Below are 25,691 nucleotides of genomic sequence, written 5' to 3'. Positions count from 1 at the left end.
CTTAAACCTTAAATCTCAACGGGGGTGTCGGGGTGGTTGCCCCATTCGCCCCAGGAACCGGCATAACCTTTGACTCGGGGATAACCGAGCGCCTTGGCCACCAGGTAGGTGAAGCCAGAGCGGTGGTGAGTCTGGCAGTGGGTGATGATTTCTTTATCTTTCGTCAGCCCGAGGTCTTCGAGGATCTGCGGCATGTCGCGGCGGATACGCAGGCTGCGCGCCTTGTCCATGCCGGCAGTCCATTCGAAATTTACCGCGCCGGGGATGTGCCCGCCTTTGGCGGCGAGTACCTTCTCGCCGGAATATTCCAGCGGGCCGCGTGCGTCCCAGATACCCAGGTCGGCCGCGCCGAGACGGCTTTGCAGGTATTCGCGGGTGGCCGTGGGACCGTCATGCAGCGTGAGGCTGACGGGGCCGCCGACGGGGCCAGGCACTTCGGTGGAAACGGGGTATTTCTCCTCCAGCCAGGCCAGCAGGCCGCCGTCGAGGTAGTGGTATTTCTGGTGGCCGATTACGTCGAGCAGCCAGATAAAACGCCCGGCCCAGCCGCCGCCTTCGTCGTCGTACACCACGTAGGTGGCGTCGGGCGTGTGGCCCAATTCGCCGAAGAGTTTTTCCAGGTCGGCTTTATTGGGCAGCAGGCCGGGGGCCGGCGGCTGGCCCAGTTGGGTGCGTTTGGGGTCAACGAAATGCGCGCCGGGGATATGCCCTTCGGCGTAGCGGGCGGCACTGGTGAGGTCCACCAGAATCAGGTGTTCGGCATCCAGTTGACCGAGCAGGTCGCTGGATTCGATCACCAGCGGCAAGCCAGAGAAGTCAGGCATGTGAGGTCTCCTGGGCACAAATGTTGGCGATAAAGGACGGCGATTGTAGCGCAAGCATTAGGCGCTGCGGTTGGTAAAGCTGTGCAGGGCTTTCTCTATGCACTGGGCGGTTTTGCCGAAAGCCTGCACGGTGGTTTCCGAAAACGGTCCGCCGCCCTGGTCGGCGACCATCAGCATTACCACACGGCCGTTGCAGCTCATCGAACGCAACAGCAGGTGTTCGCCTGTGAACAGACGGCGCAGGATCGGCGGCAGCAAGGCCGAGAACTGCGCGTGGTTGTCCGGCGTGAGGCGTACTTGGGCGGATTTCTCCAGCAGGCGCTGTAGCAGCGTGCTGTTGACCACGTCCAGGCTCAATTTGGCGGCGTCTTTGGGCAGACCGTCGGCCTGGTGCACGCGCAAGGTGCTCAGGGCGCGATCGGCCATGAACAACAAGACTCGCTGCATGCCGCTGGCCACCAGAGCTTCCTTGGCGCAGGTGGTCAAATGCATGGCGTTGGCAAAGCGGCTTGGTTCCAACAGCAGTTCGGTGCAGCGGTTACGCCACACGGCCAGGGCCTCGGCAGTCGGTGGCGGCGCCGGCAGCAGGCCGCGATGAATCTTCTGCACATTCCACGGCCAGATCAGCGACAGCGCCGGGTGCCAGAGGTCGGGCATTAGAGTGCTGCGGGCGCTGGTGACGGCTTGTTGGTGAGATTGTTGCTGCACTTCAGCCAGCGGTTGCTGCAAATACAGCGCGGTAAGGTATTGCCAGCGTTGAGTGTGCGGGCAGGTCCAGGACTCTTGGGCTGACATCGCCAGGCCGTTGGCTAGCAGCACGGTATTGGCCGGCTGGTTCAGCCAACGGCGCAGGTTGGGTTCGGCGTCTAGCAATTGCTGATGGCGCAATGAGTCGTCTTCACGGGCGATATGAAGTGCCTTGACCAGCAAGCGTTGCTCGTTCAACAGCAGGTTATAGCCCTGGGATACCCAGATCGGTAGGTGCCAGGCTTCGGTCAGGCCTAGGCACAGGTCCAGCAGGCGCACGCCGAACAGCTCCTGCTCGACTTTGCGTGCAGGCTCGCCCTTGTGGATGACACGCAGTTCCCACTCTTCAAGGAGCTTGGGGTAGGCAACGGCCATCGGCCACAGCGGCGACAGAAACAGCAGGCTACCCCAGTGGATGTCTTGCCAAAGCCGCGCCAGACGACTGCCGAACAGACCGTTGGCTTGCTGCGACGCGTGCTGGCTCACCAGCAACAGTTGACGCAATGCTACGGGAATCTCTTGGGCGGGCACCGAGGGCAGGCGCGCCAGCAGTTCCTCGGCGCGCTTGAGGCCCAGGCGATTGAGCGCTACTTCGAGGTTTTCCGCCGGCTCCGCCAGGCTGCCATGGTTATGGCTGTTGGCCTCGCGCATGACGCTGAGTACCAAAGCCGGGCTGTTTTGCATCAGCTCGGCAATATCTCGCAACGAACTGCGGCTGTCGCGGATGGCTTTGCACACACGGTCGTGGCTGGCCTGGGGAACTGGCAGCAGCACGTCGTCCAGGCGCTTGATCCAAGCGGCGAGAGAGATAGGTCTTACAGATGGGACTGTCGTTTCATTAGCCATGATTGGGGCGCGATCATCACTTGCGGTCAACACGCCCGGAGCGGGCCGAACTGGCTTTTCGCCTTAACGGGCTATAGTCTGGCGCAGTTTTGCCGATAAGAGGAACAAGAGTTTTCCAGTTCCCCCAAATATGTCCATGAACCCGACGGCGCAAGTACTCATCTCCTATGGCTAAAATTATCGGCATCATCGTCGTCTTCGCGAGCGTGCTCGGCGGGTACGTCCTGTCCCACGGTAAAATTGCGGCACTGATCCAGCCTTTCGAGGTGATGATCATTGGCGGTGCTGCACTGGGCGCTTTCCTTCAGGCCAACCCCGGTTACATGACTATGCACGTGGTCAAGAAATCGCTGGCCATGTTCGGTTCGCGCTTCACTCATACCTTCTACCTGGAAGTGCTGGGCCTGGTGTACGAGATCCTCAACAAGAGCCGCCGCGAAGGCATGATGGCCATTGAGGCCGACATCGAGGACGCCTCTGCCAGCCCGATTTTTGCCAAGTACCCGGCCGTGCTCAAAGACGAGCGCATGACCGCCTATATCTGCGATTACCTGCGCATCATGTCCTCCGGCAACATGGCTCCCCATGAGCTGGAAGGCCTGTTCGACATGGAATTGTTCAGCCTTAAAGAAGAGCTGGAGCATCCTTCCCACGCCGTGACCGGCATCGCCGACGGCATGCCCGGCTTTGGTATCGTCGCGGCGGTACTCGGTATCGTGGTGACCATGGCCTCCCTGGGCGAGGGCGATCAGGCGGCCATCGGTATGCACGTAGGTGCGGCGCTGGTGGGTACCTTCTTCGGTATTCTCGCCGCTTACGGTTTCTTCGGCCCGCTGGCCACCTCCCTGGCTCACGATGCCAAGGAAGAAATCAACCTGTACGAATCGATCAAGGCCAGTCTGGTAGCGTCCGCGTCCGGCATGCCGCCATCGTTGGCAGTGGAGTTCGGTCGCAAGGTCTTGTACCCGAAGCATCGCCCAAGTTTCGCCGAGCTGGAACAAGCGGTTCGCGGTCGCTAAGCCATGGAAAACAACCAGCCGATAATCATCAAGCGCGTCAAGCGCTTCGCTGCGGGGCACCATGGCGGCGCCTGGAAAATCGCCTTCGCCGACTTTGCGACGGCGATGATGGCGTTCTTCCTGGTGCTGTGGCTGATGTCGACCGCCACGCCCGAACAGAAGATCGCCATCGCCGGTTACTTCAAAGATCCGATTGGCTTCTCGGAGAGCGGCACGCCCTTTGTGATCGACCTGGGCGGCTCGCCGCAGTTGGCCCCTGAGCGCACCATCAATCCAGAGGTCAAGACCGAATCGCCTCAGGAGAACATCCCGATCGAGCGCGACACCGTCGAGAGCATGGCTGAACAGGTTGAGCAGGAACGCCTGGAGCTGTTGCTGCAAGAGTTGCAGACCAAGGTGGATGAAAATCCGCAGTTGCTGAAATTCAAGGATCAGATCTCGTTCGAGATCACTCCGGAAGGCTTGCGCATCCAGATCACTGATGCCGCCAATCGGCCGATGTTCGATTCCGGCAGTGCGCGGCTAAAGCCGTACTTCGAAGACATCCTGTTGGCCATGGCTGACACCATCAAGGCAGTGCCGAACAAGATAAGCATCAGCGGCCACACGGACGCCAAGCCGTATGCCGGCCAGGGTGACTTCGGCAACTGGGAACTCTCGGCCAACCGCGCCAACGCTGCCCGTCGTGCGTTGGTGGCAGGCAGCTACCCCGACCCGCAAGTGGCGCGCGTGGTGGGTTTTGCCTCCTCGCAGCTATTTGAACCCAAGGATCCGTTCAATCCGATCAACCGTCGCATTGATATCGTCGTGCTGACCAAGAAGGCTCAGCGTGCGATAGAAGGTGATCAGCCACCTGTCGTGCCAACCCCAGGTGCGGGCGCGCCGGGCGAAGTGCCGGTTGACCCGAATGCCATTCCGCCAGGGCAGGAGCCGTTGCCGGCCCATGAACTGCGGCAGAAGCTGAACCTGTTTGACGATGGTGGGATGAAGGATCCTACGGCGCCTAAGACGGGCTCGTAAGTTCTTTTGCGGTTGTGATGAGCGGGGCAAGCCCGCTCATCACCAAAAGCCCGCTCACCCGCAACGCGGCGGGCGGGCGGTTTAGTAACTGCTCTCGGGCAAGCTCGCAATAATCGACCGATAGCTGTTCATCCGCTGCTGCTGCACACGGCCATCGTCCAGGGCCTTGAGCAACGCACAGCCCGGCTCGCGGTCGTGTTTGCAGTCGCGGAAGCGGCACGTACCGATCAGGTCGTTGAACTCGATAAAGCCGGCTTCCACATCGCTGCGGCTGACGTGGCCGAGGCCGAACTCTCGAATGCCCGGGGAGTCGATCAGTTCACCGCCGCCGGGGAAGTGGAACAATCGCGCGGTGGTGGTCGTATGAGTGCCCTGGCCGGACAGTTCCGACAGCGGGCCTACACGGGTGTCGACTTCCGGCAGCAGGCTGTTGACCAGCGATGACTTGCCAACGCCCGACTGGCCGACAAACACACTGATGCGTCCGTCCAACTGCTGTTGCAGCTGTTCCATGCCGTTGCCGTGGTGAGCCGAGACTTCCAGCACTGGGTAACCCAAGGTGCGGTAGACCGCCAGCAACGCGTTGAGCGCTGGGGCGTTCTGTTCGTCGATCAGGTCGAATTTGTTCAGCAGCAACAGCGGGCGAATACCCGCATGCTCAGCCGCCACCAAATAGCGGTCGATCAGGTTGGCATGGGGCTCGGGCAACGGTGCGAACACGATCACGATCATGTCGACGTTGGCCGCTACCGGCTTGAGTTGGCCGCGGCTGTCAGGACGACGCAGTTCGGTGGTGCGCGGCAGTTGGGCGACGATCACGCCGATGCCCTGGTTGCCGGCGCGCCACACCACCTTGTCGCCGGTGACCAGTGCAGGCAGGTTGGCGCGCAAGTGGCAGCGGGATACTTGGCCTGCGAGTTCGCCTTCCAGCGCCTCGACTTCGACCTGCACACCAAAGTGCGCGATCACCAGGCCCGTTTGCTCGGGGCCCAGGTCGCCGCCCTCGAGCGCTTCCACGGCGGAGGATTCACGTTTGGCGGCGCGTGCGGCGCGCTCACCTTGAATCTTTTCGATGCGCCAGTTTTGGCGACGGTTGAGCTGGCGTTTGGCCATTGGTGTTCCGTGTCGATAATGCAAAGGTTGGGTGAAACGGTCGCGAGTCTAGCACGGCCCCGCCTGCTAAACTGCGCAGCTACGCCAAGGTGCCAAGAGAATCAAGCCATGCAAAACCCACAGAACCTGATTTGGATCGATCTGGAAATGACCGGTCTGAACCCTGACACCGACGTCATCATCGAGATGGCGACCATTGTCACCGACAGCAACCTCAACACCTTGGCCGAAGGTCCGGTGATCGCCATCCACCACAGCGACGCCGTGCTCGCCACCATGGACGAGTGGAACACCCGCACCCATGGCAACTCCGGCCTGACTCAGCGTGTACGCGACAGCCGAATCAGCATGGCCGAAGCCGAAGCCGAAACCATTGCCTTTCTGGAACAGTGGGTGCCCAAGGGCAAATCGCCGATCTGCGGCAACAGCATCTGCCAGGACCGCCGCTTCCTTTATACCCACATGAAGGCGCTGGAAAGCTACTTCCACTACCGCAACCTGGATGTGTCCACGCTCAAGGAACTGGCCGCGCGCTGGGCGCCGGAAGTCAAAGACAGCTTCCATAAAGGCAGCACCCATCTGGCGCTGGATGATATTCGCGAGTCGATCGCCGAGCTGCAGCATTACCGCAAGCATTTCATCAAGGCTTGAAATGGGGGCGGCTGACCGGGCGCCATCGCAGACAAGCCAGCTCCCACAGTTGAATGTATTCCCAGGTCCAAATGTGGGAGGGGGCTTGCCCCCGATGCAGGCAACTCGTTTTATCGCCAAGCGCCCCCTTTTGGTGCCATCAGCAAATGATTAGACTGCCGGCCTCTTTGCAAGGATCGCCATCATGCTGCTGATGCTCTACCTCATCGCCATCACCGCCGAAGCCATGACCGGTGCCTTGTCGGCTGGTCGGCGCGGCATGGACTGGTTTGGTGTGGTGCTGATCGCTTGCGTAACGGCGCTGGGCGGCGGCTCGGTGCGCGATGTGCTGTTGGGGCATTACCCGCTGACGTGGGTCAAACACCCGGAATACCTGGTGCTGACCTCCGTCGCGGCGCTGGTGACGATCTTTATCGCACCGTTGATGCGCCATCTGCGCTCGCTGTTTCTAGCGCTGGACGCCGTAGGCCTGGTCGCGTTCACGCTGATCGGCTGCATGACTGCACTGGAAATGGGCCACGGCATGCTGGTGGCCTCGGTCAGCGGGGTGATCACCGGCGTCTTCGGCGGCATTCTCCGGGATATCTTCTGCAACGACATTCCGCTGATCTTCCGCCGTGAGCTGTACGCCAGCGTGTCATTTCTGGCCGCCTGGTTCTACTTGCTCTGTCTGTATCTGGAATTGCCCAGCGAGCAAGCAATTCTGCTGACCCTGTTCAGCGGCTTTCTATTGCGCCTGCTGGCGATCCGTTTTCACTGGGAAATGCCCAAGTTCGTCTACAACGACGACGTGCACTAGCGCGTAGCGTGTTGGTTCAGCGCCCATTCCACATGTTCGCGCACCAACTCCGACGGGTAATCCCTGCGTGTCTTCAAGGCTTCCAGCACCGGAATGCTTGACGGCGCATTGCCCAGGCCCACCGCGAGGTTGCGCAGCCAGCGCTCGTAGCCCGCGCGGCGCAGGGGTGAACCTTCGGTGCTGCTGAGGAATTTATCCTCATCCCACATAAACAGTTCGGCCAGTTCTGCGTTATCCAGGTTATGCCGTGGCTTGAAATCGCCCTCGGCGGTGGATCGAGCGAAACGATTCCACGGACAAACGATCTGACAGTCATCACAACCGAACACCCGATTGCCGATCAATGGGCGCAAGTCTTCAGGGATCGCGTTCTTCAGTTCAATGGTCAGGTAGGAAATGCAGCGCCGGGCGTCCAGCACATAGGGACCGACGAAGGCATTGGTTGGGCAGATATCCAGGCAGGCGGTGCAGCGGCCACAGTGTTCGGTGCTGTGTGGCTCATCGACCGGCAGCGGCAAATCGACGAACAGTTCGCTGAGGAAGAAATAACTGCCGGCCTTGCGGTTGAGTACCAGGGTGTTTTTACCGATCCAGCCCAGGCCGGCTTTTTCGGCGATGGCTTTTTCCAGTACGGGGGCGCTGTCGACGAACGCACGAAAGCCAAATGGGCCGATCTGTGCCTGAATGCGGTCGGCCAGTTGCTGTACGCGTTTGCGGATCAGCTTGTGGTAGTCGCGGCCCAGGGCGTAGCGCGAGATGTAGGCTTTTTCCGGCTGGGCCAGCAGTTGCGCCATTTGTGTGTCGCCAGGCAGGTAGTCCATGCGCAGCGACACCACGCGCAACGTGCCGGGCACGAGCTCGTCGGGATGGGAGCGCTTGCTGCCATGGGCGCCCATGTAGTCCATCTCGCCGTGGTAACCCGCGTCTAGCCAACGTTGCAGGTGCTGTTCATGCTCGGCCAGATCCAGGCCGCTGATGCCGACTTGTTGAAAGCCCAGTTCGCGGCCCCAGTCTTTGATCGATTGGGCGAGGGCGGGCAGATCGGAGGTAATAGCGGGCATGAGACACGGGAAACCACAGGTTAGATGCGTATAATTCTGCCAGACATCGGAGCTTGAAGACGCATGCCGCAGACAAAACACGAAATAACCGACGTTCAGTCCTTGTTGCCCGGCCATTTGCCGCAACTGGCTGCGCGTTCCCCGGACGCCCATAAAGGCCAGTTCGGCCATTTGTTGGTCATTGGTGGCGACCGCGGCTTTGGCGGCGCTGCGCTGTTGAGCGCGGAAAGTGCCTTGCGCAGCGGCGCCGGCATGGTGTCCCTGGCCACTCGCCTTGAACACGTGCCTGCCGCGTTGGCCCGCGTGCCTGAGGTCATGACCGTGGGCGTGAGTTCGGCGAACCAGCTTATGGGCTTGCTGGAAAAAATCTCGGTAATCGTTATTGGTCCGGGGTTAGGTGAGGCGTCCTGGGGTAAAAGCCTGCTATCGGTTGCCGCCAACGCGCTGCTGCCGCAGGTGTGGGACGCAGACGCGCTGAATCAGCTGGCTACCGGCAATATGAGTCTTCCGAGCGGTAGCGTGATTACGCCGCATCCGGGCGAGGCTGCGCGCTTATTGGGCATTTCTACAGCCGAGGTTCAGGCCGATCGCCTTAAGGTGGCGCGCGCGTTGAGCCAGAAATTCAGTGCAGTGGCTATCCTCAAGGGTGCTGGCAGTTTGATTGCCTGCCCCGATGGACGTGTTTCCCGTTGTGATCAGGGGCATCCAGCGATGGCCACAGCGGGCCTTGGCGATGTACTGGCCGGGCTGGTGGGCGCGTTAATGGCCCAAGGCATGCCTGCTTATGAAGCGAGCTGCCTGGCTGTGTGGTTGCACGCTACGGCGGGGGACCGCCAGGGCAGCCTGGGTCGCGGCTTGGCGGCCAGCGACCTGATACCGGCCAGTCGTCAATTGTTGGAGGAGCAGTCGCCGTGCCTGAAGTAATCCTTTTCCTGGCCAATGAAGACGCCATGGTCGCGCTCGGTCATCGTATTGCAGAGGTCACGGGCGCAGCGGGGCTCATCTTTCTCGAAGGTGACCTGGGGGCGGGCAAGACGACGTTGTCCCGAGGCATCATTCGCGGTTTGGGGCACGCAGGGGCGGTGAAAAGCCCAACGTTCACTTTGGTCGAGCCCTATGAGATCGGTGCGTTGCGTGCTTTCCACTTCGACCTCTATCGTTTGGTCGATCCCGAAGAGCTGGAGTACATGGGCATCCGTGATTACTTTGACGAAGACGCACTGTGCCTGATCGAGTGGCCAGATAAAGGCACAGGCTTTTTGCCAAAGCCGGACCTGACCATTACCATTACGCCGCGTGAATCAGGACGTCAGCTGAAGTTGTTGCCCCAGAGTGCGCGCGCAGAGTCGTGGTGCGCCGCTTTGGCATTGGAATTCAAATAATTGGTGGGGTTAGGTATGCGCTTTCGCGCGTTGGTTGCTGTCGTAGGGGTGTTGCTTGCGGCAATGACTGTCAATGCTCTGGCTGCTTCACAGGTGAAAAGTGTTCGCCTGTGGCGAGCACCGGATAACACGCGACTGGTGTTCGACCTGTCTGGCCCGGTCCAGCACAGCGTCTTTACTCTCACGGCGCCTGATCGCCTGGTGATCGACATCAACGGTGCGACCCTGGCCGCGCCGCTCAAAGTGTCTACTGCCAACACCCCGATCACCGCCATGCGCTCGGCCCAGCGCACGCCCACCGATTTGCGCGTTGTCATCGACCTGAAAAAAGTCGTGACGCCGAAAAGCTTCTCCCTGGCGCCGAATGCCCAATATGGCAACCGACTGGTGGTCGACTTGTTCGACAACGCTGCCGATGCCGCACCGCCGCCTGCGCCGACCCCGAGCGTGGCAACGGTGCCTGCCGTGCCTGTCAGCCCGTCGCAACCCCAGGTCAAGTTGCCACCGCCGCCACCGGCCCCGGCTGGCAAGCGCGACATTATCGTAGTGATCGATGCCGGCCATGGTGGTGAAGACCCGGGTGCTTCCGGCTCACGCGGCCAGCATGAAAAAGACGTGGTACTGGCTATCGCCCGTGAGTTGCAGCGTCAGATCAACGGTATGAAAGGCTATCGCGCCGAACTGACCCGTACCGGCGACTACTTCATTCCGCTGCGCGGCCGTACCGAAATCGCCCGTAAGAAAGGTGCCGACCTGTTTGTGTCGATTCACGCCGATGCTGCGCCGTCGTCCGCTGCGTTCGGTGCCTCGGTGTTTGCGTTGTCTGATCGCGGGGCCACGTCCGAGACTGCTCGTTGGCTGGCGGACAGCGAAAACCGTTCCGACTTGATCGGCGGTGCCGGCAACGTGTCCCTCGATGACAAGGACAAGATGCTCGCTGGCGTTCTGCTCGACCTGTCGATGACCGCTTCGCTGACTTCCAGCTTGAATGTCGGCCAGAAGGTCTTGAGCAACATCGGTCGCGTGACTTCGCTGCACAAGCAGCGTGTGGAACAGGCCGGGTTTATGGTGTTGAAGTCTCCGGACATCCCATCGATTCTGGTGGAAACCGGGTTCATCTCCAACGCCAACGAAGCCTCCAAGCTGGCCAGCGCCAGCCATCAGCAGGCGTTGGCGCGCTCCATCAGTGCCGGCGTGCGCCAGTTCTTCCAGCAGAACCCGCCGCCGGGCACTTACGTCGCTTGGCTGCGTGACTCCGGCAAGATCGCCCAAGGCCCGCGTGACCATCGCGTGCAGCCCGGCGATACCTTGGCGATGCTTGCGGTGCGTTTCCAAGTCTCGGCCGCGACATTGCGCAGTGCCAACAACCTGAAAACCGATGAGTTGAAAGTCGGTCAGGTGTTGACCATCCCAGGCACAGAATTGGCGGCGCAGTAATGAGCGAATCTACCTTGAACAGCGGGTCGCGCATTGAGTTGCTCAGCCCGCGCCTGGCTAACCAGATTGCAGCGGGTGAGGTTGTTGAGCGCCCTGCATCGGTGATCAAGGAGCTGCTGGAAAACAGCATCGACTCTGGTGCAAGGCGTATCGATGTCGATGTGGAGCAGGGCGGTGTCAAGTTGTTGCGGGTACGTGACGATGGCAGCGGCATCTCTTCCGATGACCTGCCCCTGGCCCTGGCCCGTCACGCCACCAGCAAAATCCGCGATCTGGAAGACCTTGAGCGGGTAATGAGCCTGGGCTTTCGCGGTGAGGCTTTGGCTTCGATCAGCTCCGTGGCCCGTCTGACCCTGACATCGCGCACCCGCGATGCCGAGCAGGCCTGGCAAGTGGAAACCGAAGGCCGCGACATGGCACCTCGGGTCCAGCCTGCCGCACACCCGGTGGGCACCTCGGTGGAAGTGCGCGACCTGTTTTTCAACACCCCGGCGCGGCGCAAATTCCTCAAGGCCGAGAAAACCGAATTCGATCACCTGCAAGAAGTCATCAAGCGCCTGGCCCTGGCCCGCTTCGACGTGGCCTTCCATCTGCGGCACAACGGCAAGACCATCCTCAGCCTGCACGAGGCTCATGACGACGCCGCGCGCGCTCGGCGAGTGTCTGCGATTTGCGGCGGAGGGTTCCTGGAGCAGGCGCTGCCGATCGAGATCGAGCGCAATGGCCTGCGTCTGTGGGGCTGGGTTGGCTTGCCGACCTTCTCCCGCAGCCAGGCGGACTTGCAGTATTTTTTCGTGAATGGCCGTGCGGTGCGCGACAAACTGGTGGCCCACGCGGTGCGTCAGGCGTATCGCGACGTGCTGTTCAACGGGCGTCATCCGACATTTGTGCTGTTTTTTGAGGTCGATCCCTCGGTCGTCGACGTCAACGTGCACCCGACCAAGCACGAAGTACGTTTCCGTGATGGGCGCATGGTGCATGACTTCCTCTATGGCACCTTGCACCGCGCGCTGGGCGATGTGCGCCCGGACGATCAACTGTCGGCTCCGATAGTGACCGCTGTGGTGCGTCCGAGCGGTCCCGAAGCGGGTGAGTTCGGCCCCCAGGGCGAAATGAGCCTGGCGGCCAACCTGCTGCAATCGCCGCAGTCGCAGCCTGCTTACACCGCACCGGGCTCTGGGGCTGGCGCGGGCTATCAATACCAATACACCCCGCGCCCGCAATCGACCGTGCCAGTGGCCGAGGCCCAGGCGGCCTACCGCGAATTCTTCGCGCCTCTGCCAGGCGCCGAGCCGGGCGCAGTCGCCTTGCCGGAGGGTGGCGGTGATATTCCTCCGCTGGGGTATGCGCTGGCGCAGCTAAAAGGCATCTATATCCTCGCGGAAAACGCTCATGGCCTGGTGCTGGTGGACATGCACGCCGCCCACGAGCGGATCATGTACGAACGCCTGAAAGTCGCCATGGCCAGCGAAGGCCTCAGCGGTCAGCCGCTGCTGGTGCCGGAGTCTCTTTCCGTCAGTCAGCGTGAAGCCGATTGCGCCGAAGAGCACCACAGCGTGTTCCAGAAACTGGGCTTTGAACTGCAACGTCTGGGCCCGGAAACCCTGGCGATCCGCCAGATTCCCGCGCTGCTCAAGCAGGCCGAAGCCAACCGGCTGGTGGCCGACGTGCTGGCGGACCTGATGGAGTACGGCACCAGTGACCGTATTCAGGCACACATCAACGAATTGCTCGGCACCATGGCCTGCCACGGCGCCATCCGCGCTAACCGGCGCCTGGCCTTGCCGGAAATGAACGGCCTGTTGCGCGACATGGAAAACACCGAGCGCAGCGGGCAATGCAACCATGGCCGGCCGACCTGGACCCAGATGGGCCTGGACGATCTGGACAAACTGTTCTTGCGCGGCCGTTGATGAGTGCCCTGCCCCCCGCGATCTTCCTGATGGGCCCTACGGCCGCTGGTAAGACCGACCTGGCCATTGAGCTGACCAAGGTGTTGCCCTGCGAGCTTATTAGTGTCGACTCTGCCCTGGTTTACCGGGACATGGACATCGGCACGGCCAAGCCGTCTAAAGCGCAATTGGCTCAGCATCCGCACCGCCTGATCGATATCATTGACCCGGCCGAGAGCTATTCGGCCGCTGACTTTCGTACCGACGCCTTGGTCGCCATGGCCGAGATCACCGCGCGGGGCAATATTCCGCTGCTGGTGGGCGGCACGATGCTCTATTACAAAGCCTTGCAGGAAGGTCTGGCAGATATGCCGCCGGCCGACGCTCAAGTGCGTGCGGAGCTCGAAGAAGAAGCTGCACGCTTCGGTTGGCAGACTCTGCACGATCAGTTGGCTGCGGTTGATCCAGTCTCGGCCGCGCGCATTCACCCTAACGATCCCCAGCGTCTCAGTCGCGCCCTGGAAGTCTGGCGTGTCAGCGGCCAGACCATGACTGAACTGCGGCTTAAACAAAGTGCGCAAAGTGCTGACGCAGGCGCATCTGGACAGTCACAATTGCCCTATACTGTGGCGAATCTGGCCATCGCTCCGGCAAATCGCCAGGTGCTGCATGAACGAATTGCACAAAGATTCACAATTATGTTGGAACAGGGGTTTATCGACGAGGTCGTAGCACTGCGTTCCAGAGGTGACCTGCATCCAGGGTTGCCTTCGATACGTGCTGTAGGCTATCGCCAAGTCTGGGATCATCTGGATGGCAAGCTGACGTCAGCCGAAATGCAGGAGCGCGGAATCATTGCCACGCGCCAATTGGCGAAACGCCAGTTCACCTGGCTGCGCAGCTGGAGCGATTTGCACTGGTTGGACAGCCTGGACAGCGACAATCTGTCACGCGCCTTGAAATACTTGGGAACGGTCTCCATATTGAGCTGAGTCCTTGCAATTGCCGTCTATCCTTGGGGGTGTGACGGCCTTGAGCTATCTATTTTCCGATTTTTTATTATTGATCCTTAAAGGAGTGCGGCACATGTCAAAAGGGCATTCGCTACAAGACCCTTACTTGAATACTTTACGTAAAGAGAAAGTTGGGGTTTCCATCTATCTGGTCAACGGTATCAAGCTTCAAGGCACGATCGAGTCGTTCGACCAGTTCGTGATCCTGCTGAAAAACACCGTCAGCCAGATGGTTTACAAGCACGCTATCTCGACAGTCGTTCCAGTTCGTCCAATCCGTCTGCCTAGCGCAGCTGGTGACGAACAAGGTGACGCTGAGCCAGGTAACGCCTGATAGGAGTCTCCTTTGTTCTTTGAGCGCCACGGTGGTGGTGAGCGAGTAATCCTCGTTCACTTGGATGGACAGGACCCTGAGGCGCGCGAAGATCCGCAGGAGTTTCAGGAGTTGGCAAATTCGGCCGGCGCCGAGACCGTTGCGTTTTTTAACGTGCCGCGTCATCGGCCAACCGCCAAATTTCTGATTGGCAGCGGCAAGGTCGAGGAATTGCGCGACCTGGTCCACGCCGAAGAAGCCGATCTGGTGATCTTCAATCACACCCTCACGCCCAGTCAGGAACGTAACCTCGAACGTGTTTTCGAGTGTCGCGTGATCGACCGTACCGGCCTGATCCTCGATATTTTCGCCCAGCGCGCCCGTACCCATGAGGGCAAGCTCCAGGTAGAACTGGCCCAGCTTGACCACATGAGCACCCGGCTGGTTCGCGGCTGGACTCACCTTGAGCGTCAAGGTGGTGGTATAGGCATGCGCGGCCCGGGTGAAACCCAGCTCGAAACCGACCGACGCCTGTTACGGGTTCGCCTGCGTCAGATCAAGGGGCGCCTGGAAAAAGTGCGCAGCCAGCGCGAGCAATCGCGACGCGGGCGTTCCCGAGCGGATATCCCTACTGTGTCCCTGGTGGGCTATACCAACGCAGGCAAGTCCACGTTGTTCAACAACGTGACCAAATCCGACGTTTACGCAGCCGACCAACTCTTCGCCACCCTCGATCCGACCTTGCGCCGTTTGGACATTGACGACCTCGGCCCGATCGTCCTGGCTGACACGGTAGGTTTCATTCGTCACTTGCCCCACAAGCTGGTCGAGGCATTTCGGTCTACGCTCGAAGAGTCGAGCAATTCCGACCTGCTGTTGCACGTGATCGATGCGGCCGAACCGGATCGCATGTTGCAGATTGAGCAGGTGATGGTGGTGCTGGGCGAGATTGGTGCCCAGGACTTGCCGATCCTTGAGGTGTATAACAAACTCGATTTGCTTGAAGGCGTTGAGCCACAAATCCAGCGCGACGAGAACGGCAGGCCCCAACGGGTATGGCTGTCGGCGCGTGATGGCAGTGGTTTGGAGCTGCTTGAACAGGCCATTGCCGAATTGCTCGGCAGCGATTTGTTTGTCGGCACCTTGCGCTTGCCTCAGCGTTTTGCTCGACTGCGTGCACAGTTTTTCGAGCTGGGCGCGGTACAGAAAGAAGAACACGACGAAGAAGGTGTCAGCTTGCTGGCCGTTCGGTTGCCGCGCTCGGAGCTCAATCGGCTGGTCAGCCGTGAAGGTGTAGTCCCGACAGAGTTCATCGAACAACACACTTTGCAATAAAAGCCTCCGAAAGCGGTTGTGCCGCAGTAGCAGGCATTCTGTAGCATTGGTCGGCGCGCCGTGGGCGCGTCTTTGCTTTATCAGATGGAGAGCGCTATGGCTTGGAATGAGCCGGGTGGCAACTCGAATAATCAGGATCCTTGGGGTGGTAAGCGCCGCAATAATGGCGACCGCAAGGGGCCACCAGATCTCGACGAGGCCTTCCGAAAGCTGCAGGAAAGCCTGAATGGGTTGTTCGGTGGTGGAAAAAAACGTGGTGGTGACGACGGTGGTCGCACAAGCAAGGGCGGCGGCTATGGCCTGCTGGGCCTCGGTCTTGTCGTGCTGGCGTCCGTATGGCTGTACAGCGCAGTCTACGTCGTGGACGAGCAGGAGCAGGCCGTGGTGCTGCGCTTCGGCAAGTACTACGAAACGGTCGGGCCGGGTCTGAATATCTACTTCCCGCCGATCGACAAGAAGTACATGGAGAATGTCACGCGTGAGCGTGCCTACACCAAGCAGGGCCAGATGCTGACCGAAGACGAGAACATCGTCGAAGTGCCGCTGACCGTGCAGTACAAGATCAGCAACCTGCAGGACTTCGTGCTGAACGTTGATCAGCCGGAAATCAGCCTGCAGCACGCAACCGAAAGCGCCCTGCGCCACGTGGTGGGTTCCACTGCGATGGACCAGGTGCTGACCGAAGGTCGTGAATTGATGGCCAGCGAGATCAAGGAGCGCCTGCAACGGTTCCTCGATACCTATCGCACCGGCATCACTGTCACTCAGGTAAACGTACAGAGCGCAGCTGCACCGCGCGAAGTGCAGGAAGCCTTCGATGACGTGATCCGCGCCCGTGAAGACGAGCAGCGTTCGCGCAACCAGGCTGAAACCTATGCCAACGGCGTTGTGCCGGAAGCTCGTGGTCAGGCCCAGCGTATCCTTGAGGATGCCAACGGTTACCGTGACGAAGTGGTTTCCCGCGCCAAGGGTGAGGCGGATCGCTTTACCAAACTGGTCGCCGAATACCGCAAAGCTCCTGAAGTCACCCGTGAGCGTCTGTACCTGGACACCATGCAGGAAGTCTTCAGCAACACCAGCAAGGTCCTCGTGACCGGCAGCAAGGGTGGGCAGAACAACCTGCTGTACCTGCCGTTGGACAAGATGATCGAAGGTGGTCGTAGCAGCACCAGCGCACCGGCCTCCGGCTCCAATGCCGCTGCCAACGAAGCGAGCGCCCGTGCCGCCGCTGACTTGCTGCAACAGCAATCACGTACCAGGGAGAGTCGTTGATGAGCAATAAATCGCTGACAGCCCTGATTGTGGGCGTCGTCGTTGTCATCGCTGCCTGGAACTGCTTCTACATCGTGGCTCAGACCGAGCGTGCGGTGCTGCTGCAATTCGGTCGCGTGGTTCAGGCGGATGTCCAACCGGGCTTGCATGTGAAAGTGCCCTACGTCAACCAAGTGCGCAAGTTCGACGCCCGCCTGATGACCCTGGATGCACCAACACAACGCTTCCTGACCCTGGAAAAGAAAGCCGTGATGGTTGACGCCTACGCCAAGTGGCGCGTCAAGGATGCCGAGCGCTTCTACACTGCGACCTCCGGCCTCAAGCAGATTGCCGACGAGCGTTTGTCGCGCCGTCTGGAATCGGGCCTGCGTGACCAGTTTGGTAAGCGCACTCTGCACGAGGTGGTATCCGGTGAGCGTGACGCACTGATGGCTGACATCACGCGTTCGCTCAACACGATGGCGGAAAAAGAGCTGGGCATCGAAGTGGTCGATGTTCGGGTCAAGGCTATCGACCTGCCTAAGGAAGTGAATCGCAGCGTGTTCGAGCGAATGAGCACCGAGCGTGAGCGGGAGGCTCGTGAGCACCGCGCCAAGGGTAACGAGCTGGCTGAAGGTATCCGCGCGGATGCCGACCGTCAGCGTCGCGTACTGCTGGCAGAAGCCTATCGCGAGTCTGAAGAGGCCCGTGGTGATGGTGATGCTCAAGCTGCGGCGATCTACGCCAAGGCGTACGGCCAGGACCAGGAGTTCTACGCGTTCTACCGTAGCCTGCGCGCCTATCGTGAAAGCTTCGCAAACAAAACCGACGTCATGGTGCTGGACCCAAGCAGCGACTTTTTCCGTTACCTGGAAAAGTCCAAGTAATCAGCCTGTGATTTTGTAGGGCGCACTCCGTCGGGCGGCTAAAATGCCTGGCGGGGTGATCCTTTCAGAAAACGGGTGTATGATGCGGCAGCCGGGAAATTCCCGGCTTTTTTGCGTCTGCATGTTTGATTCGGCAGGCGTGACAGGTTTTTCGAGGAAAGTGCCCGACGAGGCCGTTTACAGGCCGTTCGTCACGTCGCTCTTGCGCGTGGTTTATGCAGGGGGCGGGTATTTTCTGCTTCACTCAAGGCTCGGCCGAGGGCTGGCCGCCCGGATCAAAGGGGAATGGCGTAATGGCAACGGTAGACCGCTGGCTGCTGCCAGATGGCATCGAAGAAGTACTGCCACCAGAAGCTGCGCGCATTGAAGTAGCGCGTCGCCAGGTGTTGGATCTGTTCCAGAGCTGGGGTTACGAGTTTGTCGTAACTCCTCATATCGAGTACCTGGAATCCCTGCTGACCGGCGCGGGCCAGGACCTGGATCTGCGCACCTTCAAGGTCATTGACCCGCAATCGGGCCGGCAAATGGGCTTTCGGGCAGACATCACGCCGCAGGTGGCGCGCATCGATGCGCACACCCTGCGCCGCGAAGGCCCTAGCCGTCTGTGTTACGCCGGTAGCGTGCTGCATGCTCAGCCGCGTGCCTTGTCGTCTTCCCGTAGCCCTATCCAGCTGGGCGCCGAGTTGTACGGTGATGCCAGCCCGAGCAGCGACGTTGAAGTGATCAGCTTGATGCTGGCCATGCTGCAACTGGCTGACGTGCCCGATGTCCACATGGACCTGGGTCACGTCGGTATCTACCGTGGCCTGGCCCGTGCGGCCGGTTTGTCCGGTGAGGTAGAGCAACAGCTGTTCGATGCCCTGCAGCGTAAGGCTATCGATGAAGTAATCGCACTGACCGAAGGTGTGCCTGCCGACCTGGCTGGCATGCTGCGCGCGCTGGTGAATCTGTGCGGCGGCCGTGAAGTGCTGGCAGCTGCGCGTGAACGCCTGGCCAATGCGCCTGCGCCGGTACTGGCGGCGCTGGATGATGTGCTGGCGATTGCCGAGCAGCTGTCGGCACGTTTCCCTGATTTGCCGCTGTACTTTGATTTGGGCGAGCTGCGCGGTTACCACTACCACACCGGTGTGGTGTTTGCGGTGTTTGTTCCGGGGGTTGGCCAGGCCATCGCCCAAGGCGGTCGTTACGACGATATCGGCGCCGACTTCGGTCGTGCGCGTCCGGCGACTGGCTTCTCCACCGATTTGAAAACCCTGGTGACCCTGGGGCGTGCTGAGGTCGAGCTGCCGTCTGGTGGCATTTGGATGCCCGACAGTACGGACGCAGCACTCTGGCAGCAGGTTTGCCAGTTGCGCAGTGAGGGTCAGCGTGTTGTCCAGGCCTTGCCTGGCCAGCCATTGGCCGCCGCCCGTGAAGCGGACTGCGACCGGCAATTGATTCTGCAGAACGGGCTTTGGCAAGTATCGCCACTGGCTTCTTGAGTTTTCCTGCCGGCCATCGCCGGCACCAAGTTTGCGCGAATGAGGACAAGTGTTATGGGTAAGAATGTCGTAGTCCTGGGCACCCAATGGGGTGATGAGGGCAAAGGCAAGATCGTTGATCTGCTGACCGAACATGCTGCCGCCGTAGTGCGCTACCAAGGTGGCCACAACGCTGGCCATACCCTGGTCATCGATGGCGAAAAAACCGTCTTGCACCTGATCCCATCGGGCGTCCTGCGCGAAGGTGTGCAGTGCCTGATCGGCAACGGCGTGGTGGTTGCACCTGACGCCCTGCTGCGCGAGATCATCAAGCTGGAAGAGAAGGGCGTACCGGTGCGCGAGCGCCTGCGTATCAGCCCATCCTGCCCGCTGATCCTGTCCTTCCACGTTGCGCTGGACCAGGCCCGTGAAAAGGCCCGTGGCGAGCTGAAGATCGGTACGACCGGTCGCGGCATCGGCCCAGCCTACGAAGACAAAGTTGCACGTCGTGGCCTGCGTGTGGGCGATCTGCTCAACATGCCGCGTTTTGAAGACAAGCTGCGTGAGCTGGTGGACTACCACAACTTCATGCTGGTCGGTTACTACAAAGAGCCAGCCATTGAGTTCGACAAGACCCTGGCCGAGTGCAAGGAATACGCTGAGCTGCTCAAGCCGCTGATGCTGGACGTGACGGCCGAGCTGCACGACCTGCGTCGCGCTGGCAAAGACATCATGTTCGAAGGCGCCCAAGGTTCGTTGCTGGACATCGACCACGGCACTTACCCGTACGTGACCAGCTCCAACACCACCGCTGGCGGCGTTGCGACCGGGTCTGGCGTTGGCCCGATGTTCCTGGACTACATCCTGGGCATCACCAAGGCTTACACCACGCGCGTAGGTTCGGGCCCATTCCCGACTGAGCTGTTTGACGAAGTCGGTGCGCACCTGGCCAAACAAGGTCACGAGTTCGGTGCTACCACCGGTCGTGCCCGTCGTTGCGGCTGGTTCGACGCCGTTATCCTGCGTCGTGCTATCGATGTGAACAGCATCTCGGGCATCTGCTTCACCAAGCTGGATGTACTCGACGGTCTGGAAACCATCAACATCTGCGTCGGCTACAAAGATGCGGAAGGCAATGATGTTGCTCCGACTGATGCTGACAGCTACGTAGGCTTGCAGCCTGTGTACGAAGAAGTGCCGGGCTGGACCGAATCGACCGTGGGTGCTAAGACCCTGGAAGAGCTGCCGGCCAACGCCCGCGCTTACATCAAGCGTGTCGAAGCGCTGATCGGTGCGCCGATTGACATTATTTCGACGGGCCCGGACCGCAACGAAACTATCGTTCTGCGTCATCCGTTCGCTTAATAAGCTGTTGATGTAAAAAGCAAAGGGCTCCTTCGGGAGCCCTTTGTCGTTTCTGTTTGCCAAGCGGCACGACCCTTGCTGTGTTTCTCTTTTTCGCGGTGCTATCAAATTAATGGCACCCGTGGTGGAGGGATTCTTGATGTCTGCCGTTCTGTCGTTGTTACAAAGTCGTCTGTTGCGACCGGTCTTCGTTACCTTGGGTATCGCCCTTTTGGTGCAAGTGCTGGTGGCGGTCGCTCTAACCCGGAGCACCGTCACTGCATTGGAAGCTGATTTGGGTAATCGTCTGGGTATCGATAGCCAGAAGCTGTCTGGTGAGTTGGCCCAAGCCGGTAAGGAGGTCACGTCAAGCCTCGATAGCTTGTCTGCCAGCACTCGACAACGTCTGACGGCAGGGCTTTCCACACGCCTGCAGGAAGAGCAGAAGCAGCTGCGTGCGACCCTGGAAAAAGACTTGAAGGATTCCGCCAACGACATGGCGCAGCTGCTGGCTTCGGTGGCGCCCCGCGCCATGTGGGATAGCGACGTACCTACATTGTCCGAGTTTGCCCGACGCGCCCAGCGCAATCCCAACGTGCTGTTTGTGGTCTACGACGACGCAGCGGGTGAGCATCTAACCCGTTACCTTAATCGCGAAAATCCGATCAACAAGGCGCTGCTGGAAAAAGGCCAAGGCGACCGCGCCTTGGACAAAGTGCTGAATGCCGCGAAAAACGACCCTTCGGTGTTCTACGTTGAGGCCTCCATCAGCCCCAATGGCGTAGAAATCGGCAAAGTGCTCATGGGCGTATCGACTGCTTCGGTAGAGGCCGACCTGCAAGCACTGGATAAGCGCTTTGCCGCCCTGATTGCCAGCGGTGATCAGTTGGTCGGCGATAGTCTCAAAGGCGCCGCAGCCGACAGTGCGGCTGCCATGGGCGCTCGCCTGCAGTCTGCACAGGCCACTGCGACCCAGATGACTGCCAACACCACCGAGGCCGTGCAGGATGCCGCGGGCACGCTACGCTGGCGCATCGGCATGGGGTTGGCGGTGGTGGGTTTCGGCGTATTGGTATTGATCGCTGTCGTGCTCGGTCGCCGCGTGGTCAATCGCCTGAAGTTGTTGATTGCCGCTATGGATGATCTGGCGGCGGGCGAGGGGGATCTCACCAAACGCGTGCAGATCAGCAGCAAGGACGAAATCGGCGACATGGCCTCAGCGGTCAATCGCTTTGTGGATAAGTTGCAGCCCATCGTGCGCGAGGCGGGCGATGTGGCCCAGCGTACCGGTGTGGAGATTGGTGCCATGACCTTGCGTAATGCCGGTGCTGATGCGGCGGCTGGCTTGCAGCGCGACGAAGTGGCCGAGAGCTTGCGCGCGTTGTCGCAAATGGCCGACGAAGCCCAGGCCGAAAGCCACGCTATGCAGGCGGCATTGCAACAGGTCGTCGATATTCGCCAGGCCACGGATGAAAACTCACGCACTTCGGCTGAAGTCGGCAGCTTGATCGAGGCGTTGGCGGGGCAGGTACAGGCCGGCTCACAGGTGATCGAACGGTTGGCTCAGCAAAGTGAGCAGATCGAAGTGGTGTTGACGGTAATCCATGGTATCGCCGAGCAAACCAACTTGCTGGCGCTCAACGCGGCCATTGAGGCGGCACGCGCTGGTGAGACCGGGCGCGGTTTTGCGGTGGTGGCGGACGAAGTGCGTGCGCTGGCCAGTAAAACCCAGAGCTCCACCGGTGATATCCAGGCGCATATCGTGGCGTTGCAACAGGGCGCGCGTGAGGCTGTGGAAACCATTGGCAAGGCCGGGCGCCTGGCCAGCGAAGGTTTACTGGTGCTGCGTGAGAGCGAGCGCTTGCAGCAGACGGTGCAGGCTTCGGTAGAGCAGGTGCATGCCGCGATCGGCTTGGCTACCCGTGCGGCTGAGCATCAGGCCCAGGGCGCCCATGCAGTGCGTGGTCGGGTGGAGGTGATCCATGCCCAGGCTGAGCGTGCCGCGCAGGCGGTGGTGGAAACGACCGCCAGTGGCAAAGTCCTGGATGGGCTGGCGGCGCAGTTGAAGGCGAGCTTGGGGCAGTTTCGCGCTTAGCATTGCCTCAATAGCGGTTTCAGCGACTCAGATACATCCGCGTCGTGAGCAGATACACCGGCAGCCCCGACACCAGTATCAACAACGCCGCATAAGGGGCTGCCGCCGCGAATTCCACATTCGACGTATGCGACCATACCGCCGTGGCGAGTGTGTTTAGCCCAGTCGGGCTGAGCAGCAGCGTCGCCGTCAATTCCTTCATCGCATCCAGGAACACCAGCGCAAACGCTGCCCCCAGCGCCGGGAAGATAATCGGCAAAGTCACTCGGCAAAACGCACTGAACGACGAAGCACCCAGTGTGCGCGCTGCTTCCTCCAGCTGCGGCGCGGCCTTATTCAAGGCGGTGCGAATCGGCGCCTGAGCCAGTGGCAAGAACAACAGCGCATAGGCGATCAGCAACAACGCAGACGTCTGGTACAGCGCAGGCACGTAATGCAAGGCGAAATACACCAGCGTAAGCGCAATCACCAGGCCGGGCAGCGCGTGCAGCAGGTACGGCAGACGCTCAGCCCAGATCGCCAGTTTGCCTTTATAGCGCACCACCAGCAGGCCGACCGGCACGGCCAGTACCAGGCACAACGCTGCACCGCCCAGGGACAGCGCCAGCGAGGACAGAAGCGCTTCGCCAATTTCTGCCACTGGAAAAGCCGCCGACGAACCTACGGCCAGCCAATAGCCGAGCATGCCCAGCGGAATCCCACTACCGATGACCGCCAATGCCAGGCAGTACACCTGGCCGAGTGGCGCCCACTTGCCCAATCGAACCTGCTCGGCATGCCGCGCCGCGCCTTGGCCGATACGTACATGTCGGCCCTTGCCGCGCACGCGCAGTTCCAGCCACAGCAGGGTAAGGCACATCACCAGCAGTACCGCTGAAAGCATCGCAGCGTTGGCGTTGCTGAATTCCAGCTCGAACTGCTGGTAGATCGCGGTAGTGAAGGTTTGCAAGCCGATGATCGAAAGCGCACCGAATTCCACCAGCATATGCAGCGCGATCAGCAGTGCCCCGGCCAGCAGCGATGGCCACAGCAGCGGCAACGTAATGCGCAGAAAAACTGCCCAGCGATTGAGGCCCAGCGTGCGAGCAGATTCTTCAAGGGAGGGGTCAAGATTACGCAATGTTGCTGCCACTGGCAGAAACACTAGCGGGTATTTGGACAGGCTCATCACCAGGATCGCCCCGCCCAGCCCTTCGAAGTTGGCGCTCAGCGACACCCAGGTAAAGCTGCTGACAAACGCAGGGACCGCAAACGGCAGGCACAGGATCACGCCCCATATGCGTCGCCCTGGCAGGTTGCTGCGTTCCAGCAGCCAAGCCAGGGACAGGCCGATCACGCCGCAGGTTACCGTCACCCCAACCATCAGCGCCAAGGTGTTGCGCAGCAGCCCGAACACATAAGGCCGCCACAGCAGATGCACCGCCTCCTCCCATCCAGCTTGCCAGGCTTTAAGGCCGACATAGGCCAATGGAAGCAGGCTCAGGCTAACCAGAAACAGCACTGGAAGCAGCAGCCAGATTGACGGGCGTTTGCGTCGAGGGCTCAATCCCCTGCGCAGGGCGGTGGCGGGTAGCGATGGGTTCATCAGTTCAAGCCAACGTCACGTTCCAGCTCCAGCGCTTCTTCGGCGTTGCCAAGGTCCGCAGGCGTGACTTTTGGCGGTTGTAGCTCGCTGAAAGGCTTAAGGCCTCGGTTGGATTCCATGCCTTTACGCAGCGGGTATTCCGCGGAGGTGTTGGTGATGACCCGCTGGCCTTCTTCACTGGCCATGAACGCCAGCAGTTGTTGGGCTTCCTTGGGGTGCTTGCTTGATTTCAATGCGGCAGCGGACGACACGGTAATCAGGCCGCCGGCATCGCCGTCGGTGAAGTAATGCAGCTTGGAGTCCAGGTTGGTTTTTTCTTTCTTAAGGGCAAACCAGTAATAGTTGTTCACCAGTACGGTGGCCACTTCGCCGTTCTCCACGGCTTTAAGGGCGACCATGTTGTTGCTGTAAACCTTGCCAAAGGCGCGCAGGCCGGTCAGCCATTCTTCAGCTGCCTCTCGACCGTGCAATTTGATGATCGCCACGGCCTGTTCTTGGAACGCGCCGCTGGTGGGCACGAAACCGACCTTGCCTTGCCACTCGGGGTCGGCGAAATCCAGCACGGATTTGGGCAGGTCTTTCTCGGCAATCAGTTTCGGGTTGAAGGCCACGACGCGGGTGCGCGCAGTCACGCCCATCCAGTCGCCGTTGCTGCCGACGTAATCTTTGGGCAGCACGTCGAGGGTGCTCCCGTCGATCTTGGCCAGCAGGCCTTGCTCGCCGAGTTTGTTCAGGGGAGGGGATTCTTCGGTGTAGATGACGTCGGCGGGAGAGCGGTCGCCTTCTTCCACCACCTGGCTGGCCAGTTGGTTGCTACTGCCTTTGCGTACGTTGACATGAATGCCGGTCTTGGCTTCGAAAGCCTTAGCGAGTTCGTCGCCGACTTCTTTGTGCTGGCCGTTGTATAGGGTCAGGGAAACTTTGTCGGCAGAGTAGGCCGCGGGCGAGAGCAGGGCCAGGCCGAGCAGAGTGATGGTAAGGCCACGCAGAAAGGATGTCTTGGGGCGGGTATCGCGGATCATCATCCGGGGTGTTCCTCACTTGTAAGCAACAAATTCTTACAAGGATAAACGATAAAACTTCTCAAGTGCGACCCAGGAGGGAATCACCTGCAAAGTTTCAGCCCCAGAAACGAAAAAACCCGCTTTCGCGGGTTTGATCTGAATTTGGTGCCCAGGAGAAGACTCGAACTTCCACGACCTTGCGATCACCAGCACCTGAAGCTGGCGTGTCTACCAATTTCACCACCTGGGCTTTATCAAGCAACGTTACCGCTGTTGATGGGGCGAACTATACGGCGGGCTTTTTGATCTGTAAACCCCTGATTCAATAAAATAAATCGGGATTTACGTTAAAAATCAGAAGCCTGAAACGAAAAAACCCGCTTTCGCGGGTTTGATCTGAATTTGGTGCCCAGGAGAAGACTCGAACTTCCACGACCTTGCGATCACCAGCACCTGAAGCTGGCGTGTCTACCAATTTCACCACCTGGGCATCATCAACAACGTTGCCGTCGTCGATGGCGCGCACTATACGGAGAGGCTTATAAGCTGTAAACCCCTGCTATGAAAAAAGCCTGGAATATTTCGCCAATGGTCGTGCAAGGTGCGCAGCGAG

At 60.2% G+C, this 25,691-nt stretch carries 22 protein-coding genes and 2 tRNA genes; 16 read left to right on the top strand and 8 right to left on the bottom strand.

The features are described 5' to 3' along the window. Positions 1 to 8 precede the first annotated feature (8 nt). Together AB4N82_RS07345 and AB4N82_RS07340 are read right to left on the bottom strand one after the other, a co-directional pair. On the bottom strand, positions 9 to 824 hold the full coding sequence (locus tag AB4N82_RS07345; protein ID WP_095186072.1) for a rhodanese-like domain-containing protein: 816 nt from the start codon (positions 822 to 824) through the stop codon (positions 9 to 11). 57 nt (positions 825 to 881) lie between these two features. After that, on the bottom strand, positions 882 to 2,417 hold the full coding sequence (locus AB4N82_RS07340) for an HDOD domain-containing protein (protein ID WP_460104764.1): 1,536 nt from the start codon (positions 2,415 to 2,417) through the stop codon (positions 882 to 884). A 167-nt stretch (positions 2,418 to 2,584) separates the two neighbouring features. Here AB4N82_RS07340 and motA point away from each other — a divergent pair, with 167 nt between their 5' ends. After that, positions 2,585 to 3,436, top strand: coding sequence for a flagellar motor stator protein MotA (gene motA, locus AB4N82_RS07335; RefSeq protein ID WP_122764199.1), 852 nt, complete (start codon positions 2,585 to 2,587; stop codon positions 3,434 to 3,436). 3 nt (positions 3,437 to 3,439) lie between these two features. Then, positions 3,440 to 4,456, top strand: coding sequence for a flagellar motor protein MotB (gene motB, locus AB4N82_RS07330; protein WP_032890466.1), 1,017 nt, complete (start codon positions 3,440 to 3,442; stop codon positions 4,454 to 4,456). 81 nt (positions 4,457 to 4,537) lie between these two features. Here motB and rsgA read toward each other — a convergent pair whose 3' ends face one another. Next, on the bottom strand, positions 4,538 to 5,569 hold the full coding sequence (gene rsgA / locus AB4N82_RS07325; RefSeq protein ID WP_095186071.1) for a small ribosomal subunit biogenesis GTPase RsgA: 1,032 nt from the start codon (positions 5,567 to 5,569) through the stop codon (positions 4,538 to 4,540). Positions 5,570 to 5,677: 108 nt separating this feature from the next. Between rsgA and orn the strand changes: the two genes are divergently transcribed. Both orn and AB4N82_RS07315 read left to right on the top strand, forming a co-directional pair. Beyond that, a complete protein-coding gene (orn, locus tag AB4N82_RS07320; protein ID WP_024073074.1) occupies positions 5,678 to 6,220 on the top strand; it encodes an oligoribonuclease in 543 nt (180 codons plus the stop codon). 181 nt (positions 6,221 to 6,401) lie between these two features. Further along, positions 6,402 to 7,019 (top strand): trimeric intracellular cation channel family protein, encoded by a 618-nt coding sequence (locus AB4N82_RS07315; protein ID WP_172681530.1) that lies wholly within the window; start codon positions 6,402 to 6,404, stop codon positions 7,017 to 7,019. Here the strand turns inward: AB4N82_RS07315 and queG are convergent. Continuing rightward, on the bottom strand, positions 7,016 to 8,080 hold the full coding sequence (gene queG, locus AB4N82_RS07310) for a tRNA epoxyqueuosine(34) reductase QueG (protein ID WP_460104762.1): 1,065 nt from the start codon (positions 8,078 to 8,080) through the stop codon (positions 7,016 to 7,018). The genes AB4N82_RS07315 and queG overlap by 4 nt on opposite strands. A gap of 63 nt (positions 8,081 to 8,143) precedes the next feature. Here queG and AB4N82_RS07305 point away from each other — a divergent pair, with 63 nt between their 5' ends. The 12 genes from AB4N82_RS07305 (at position 8,144) to AB4N82_RS07250 (ending at position 22,489) form a co-directional block, all read left to right on the top strand. After that, positions 8,144 to 9,004 carry an NAD(P)H-hydrate dehydratase gene (locus tag AB4N82_RS07305; protein ID WP_460104761.1) on the top strand — a complete coding sequence of 287 codons (861 nt, stop codon included), beginning with the start codon at positions 8,144 to 8,146 and terminating at the stop codon, positions 9,002 to 9,004. Then, positions 8,992 to 9,462, top strand: coding sequence for a tRNA (adenosine(37)-N6)-threonylcarbamoyltransferase complex ATPase subunit type 1 TsaE (tsaE, locus tag AB4N82_RS07300; RefSeq protein ID WP_122764197.1), 471 nt, complete (start codon positions 8,992 to 8,994; stop codon positions 9,460 to 9,462). The genes AB4N82_RS07305 and tsaE overlap by 13 nt, the downstream gene beginning before the upstream one ends. 15 nt (positions 9,463 to 9,477) lie before the next feature. Next, positions 9,478 to 10,899: an N-acetylmuramoyl-L-alanine amidase gene (locus AB4N82_RS07295; protein WP_032890478.1), complete on the top strand. Its 1,422-nt coding sequence runs from the start codon at positions 9,478 to 9,480 to the stop codon at positions 10,897 to 10,899. After that, on the top strand, positions 10,899 to 12,812 hold the full coding sequence (gene mutL / locus AB4N82_RS07290; protein ID WP_122764196.1) for a DNA mismatch repair endonuclease MutL: 1,914 nt from the start codon (positions 10,899 to 10,901) through the stop codon (positions 12,810 to 12,812). The genes AB4N82_RS07295 and mutL overlap by 1 nt, the downstream gene beginning before the upstream one ends. Beyond that, positions 12,812 to 13,783, top strand: a complete 972-nt coding sequence (gene miaA, locus AB4N82_RS07285; RefSeq protein ID WP_122764195.1) for a tRNA (adenosine(37)-N6)-dimethylallyltransferase MiaA — start codon at positions 12,812 to 12,814, stop codon at positions 13,781 to 13,783. The genes mutL and miaA overlap by 1 nt, the downstream gene beginning before the upstream one ends. A gap of 94 nt (positions 13,784 to 13,877) precedes the next feature. Further along, positions 13,878 to 14,138, top strand: coding sequence for an RNA chaperone Hfq (hfq, locus tag AB4N82_RS07280; RefSeq protein WP_003188059.1), 261 nt, complete (start codon positions 13,878 to 13,880; stop codon positions 14,136 to 14,138). A gap of 12 nt (positions 14,139 to 14,150) precedes the next feature. After that, the gene (gene hflX / locus AB4N82_RS07275) at positions 14,151 to 15,452 is read left to right on the top strand and encodes a ribosome rescue GTPase HflX (protein ID WP_032890483.1); all 1,302 of its coding nucleotides are present in this window, start codon (positions 14,151 to 14,153) and stop codon (positions 15,450 to 15,452) included. Positions 15,453 to 15,548: 96 nt separating this feature from the next. Further along, entirely contained in the window at positions 15,549 to 16,724 is a 1,176-nt protein-coding gene (hflK, locus tag AB4N82_RS07270; RefSeq protein WP_032890485.1) for an FtsH protease activity modulator HflK, read from the top strand. Then, complete coding sequence (hflC, locus tag AB4N82_RS07265) at positions 16,724 to 17,590, top strand: protease modulator HflC (RefSeq protein ID WP_010213607.1); 867 nt, start codon at positions 16,724 to 16,726, stop codon at positions 17,588 to 17,590. Before hflK ends, hflC begins: the two co-directional genes overlap by 1 nt. Before the next feature lie 293 nt (positions 17,591 to 17,883). Then, the gene (locus AB4N82_RS07260) at positions 17,884 to 19,071 is read left to right on the top strand and encodes an ATP phosphoribosyltransferase regulatory subunit (RefSeq protein WP_032890487.1); all 1,188 of its coding nucleotides are present in this window, start codon (positions 17,884 to 17,886) and stop codon (positions 19,069 to 19,071) included. 54 nt (positions 19,072 to 19,125) lie between these two features. Beyond that, entirely contained in the window at positions 19,126 to 20,415 is a 1,290-nt protein-coding gene (locus AB4N82_RS07255; RefSeq protein WP_032890489.1) for an adenylosuccinate synthase, read from the top strand. Between the two features lie 139 nt (positions 20,416 to 20,554). Continuing rightward, positions 20,555 to 22,489, top strand: coding sequence for a methyl-accepting chemotaxis protein (locus AB4N82_RS07250; protein ID WP_122764194.1), 1,935 nt, complete (start codon positions 20,555 to 20,557; stop codon positions 22,487 to 22,489). A 19-nt stretch (positions 22,490 to 22,508) separates the two neighbouring features. Here AB4N82_RS07250 and AB4N82_RS07245 read toward each other — a convergent pair whose 3' ends face one another. From AB4N82_RS07245 to AB4N82_RS07230, 4 genes are all read right to left on the bottom strand, one after another. Further along, positions 22,509 to 24,074 (bottom strand): ABC transporter permease, encoded by a 1,566-nt coding sequence (locus AB4N82_RS07245; protein WP_122764193.1) that lies wholly within the window; start codon positions 24,072 to 24,074, stop codon positions 22,509 to 22,511. Beyond that, the gene (locus AB4N82_RS07240; protein WP_122764192.1) at positions 24,074 to 25,099 is read right to left on the bottom strand and encodes an iron ABC transporter substrate-binding protein; all 1,026 of its coding nucleotides are present in this window, start codon (positions 25,097 to 25,099) and stop codon (positions 24,074 to 24,076) included. Before AB4N82_RS07240 ends, AB4N82_RS07245 begins: the two co-directional genes overlap by 1 nt. A gap of 142 nt (positions 25,100 to 25,241) precedes the next feature. After that, positions 25,242 to 25,328, bottom strand: a tRNA-Leu gene (locus AB4N82_RS07235). Positions 25,329 to 25,481: 153 nt separating this feature from the next. After that, a tRNA-Leu gene (locus tag AB4N82_RS07230) sits at positions 25,482 to 25,568 on the bottom strand. Between the last annotated feature and the right edge of the window lie 123 nt (positions 25,569 to 25,691).

This window comes from Pseudomonas sp. H1_D04 (genome assembly GCF_054683855.1).
This window is presented reverse-complemented; position numbering and strand designations above follow the sequence as displayed.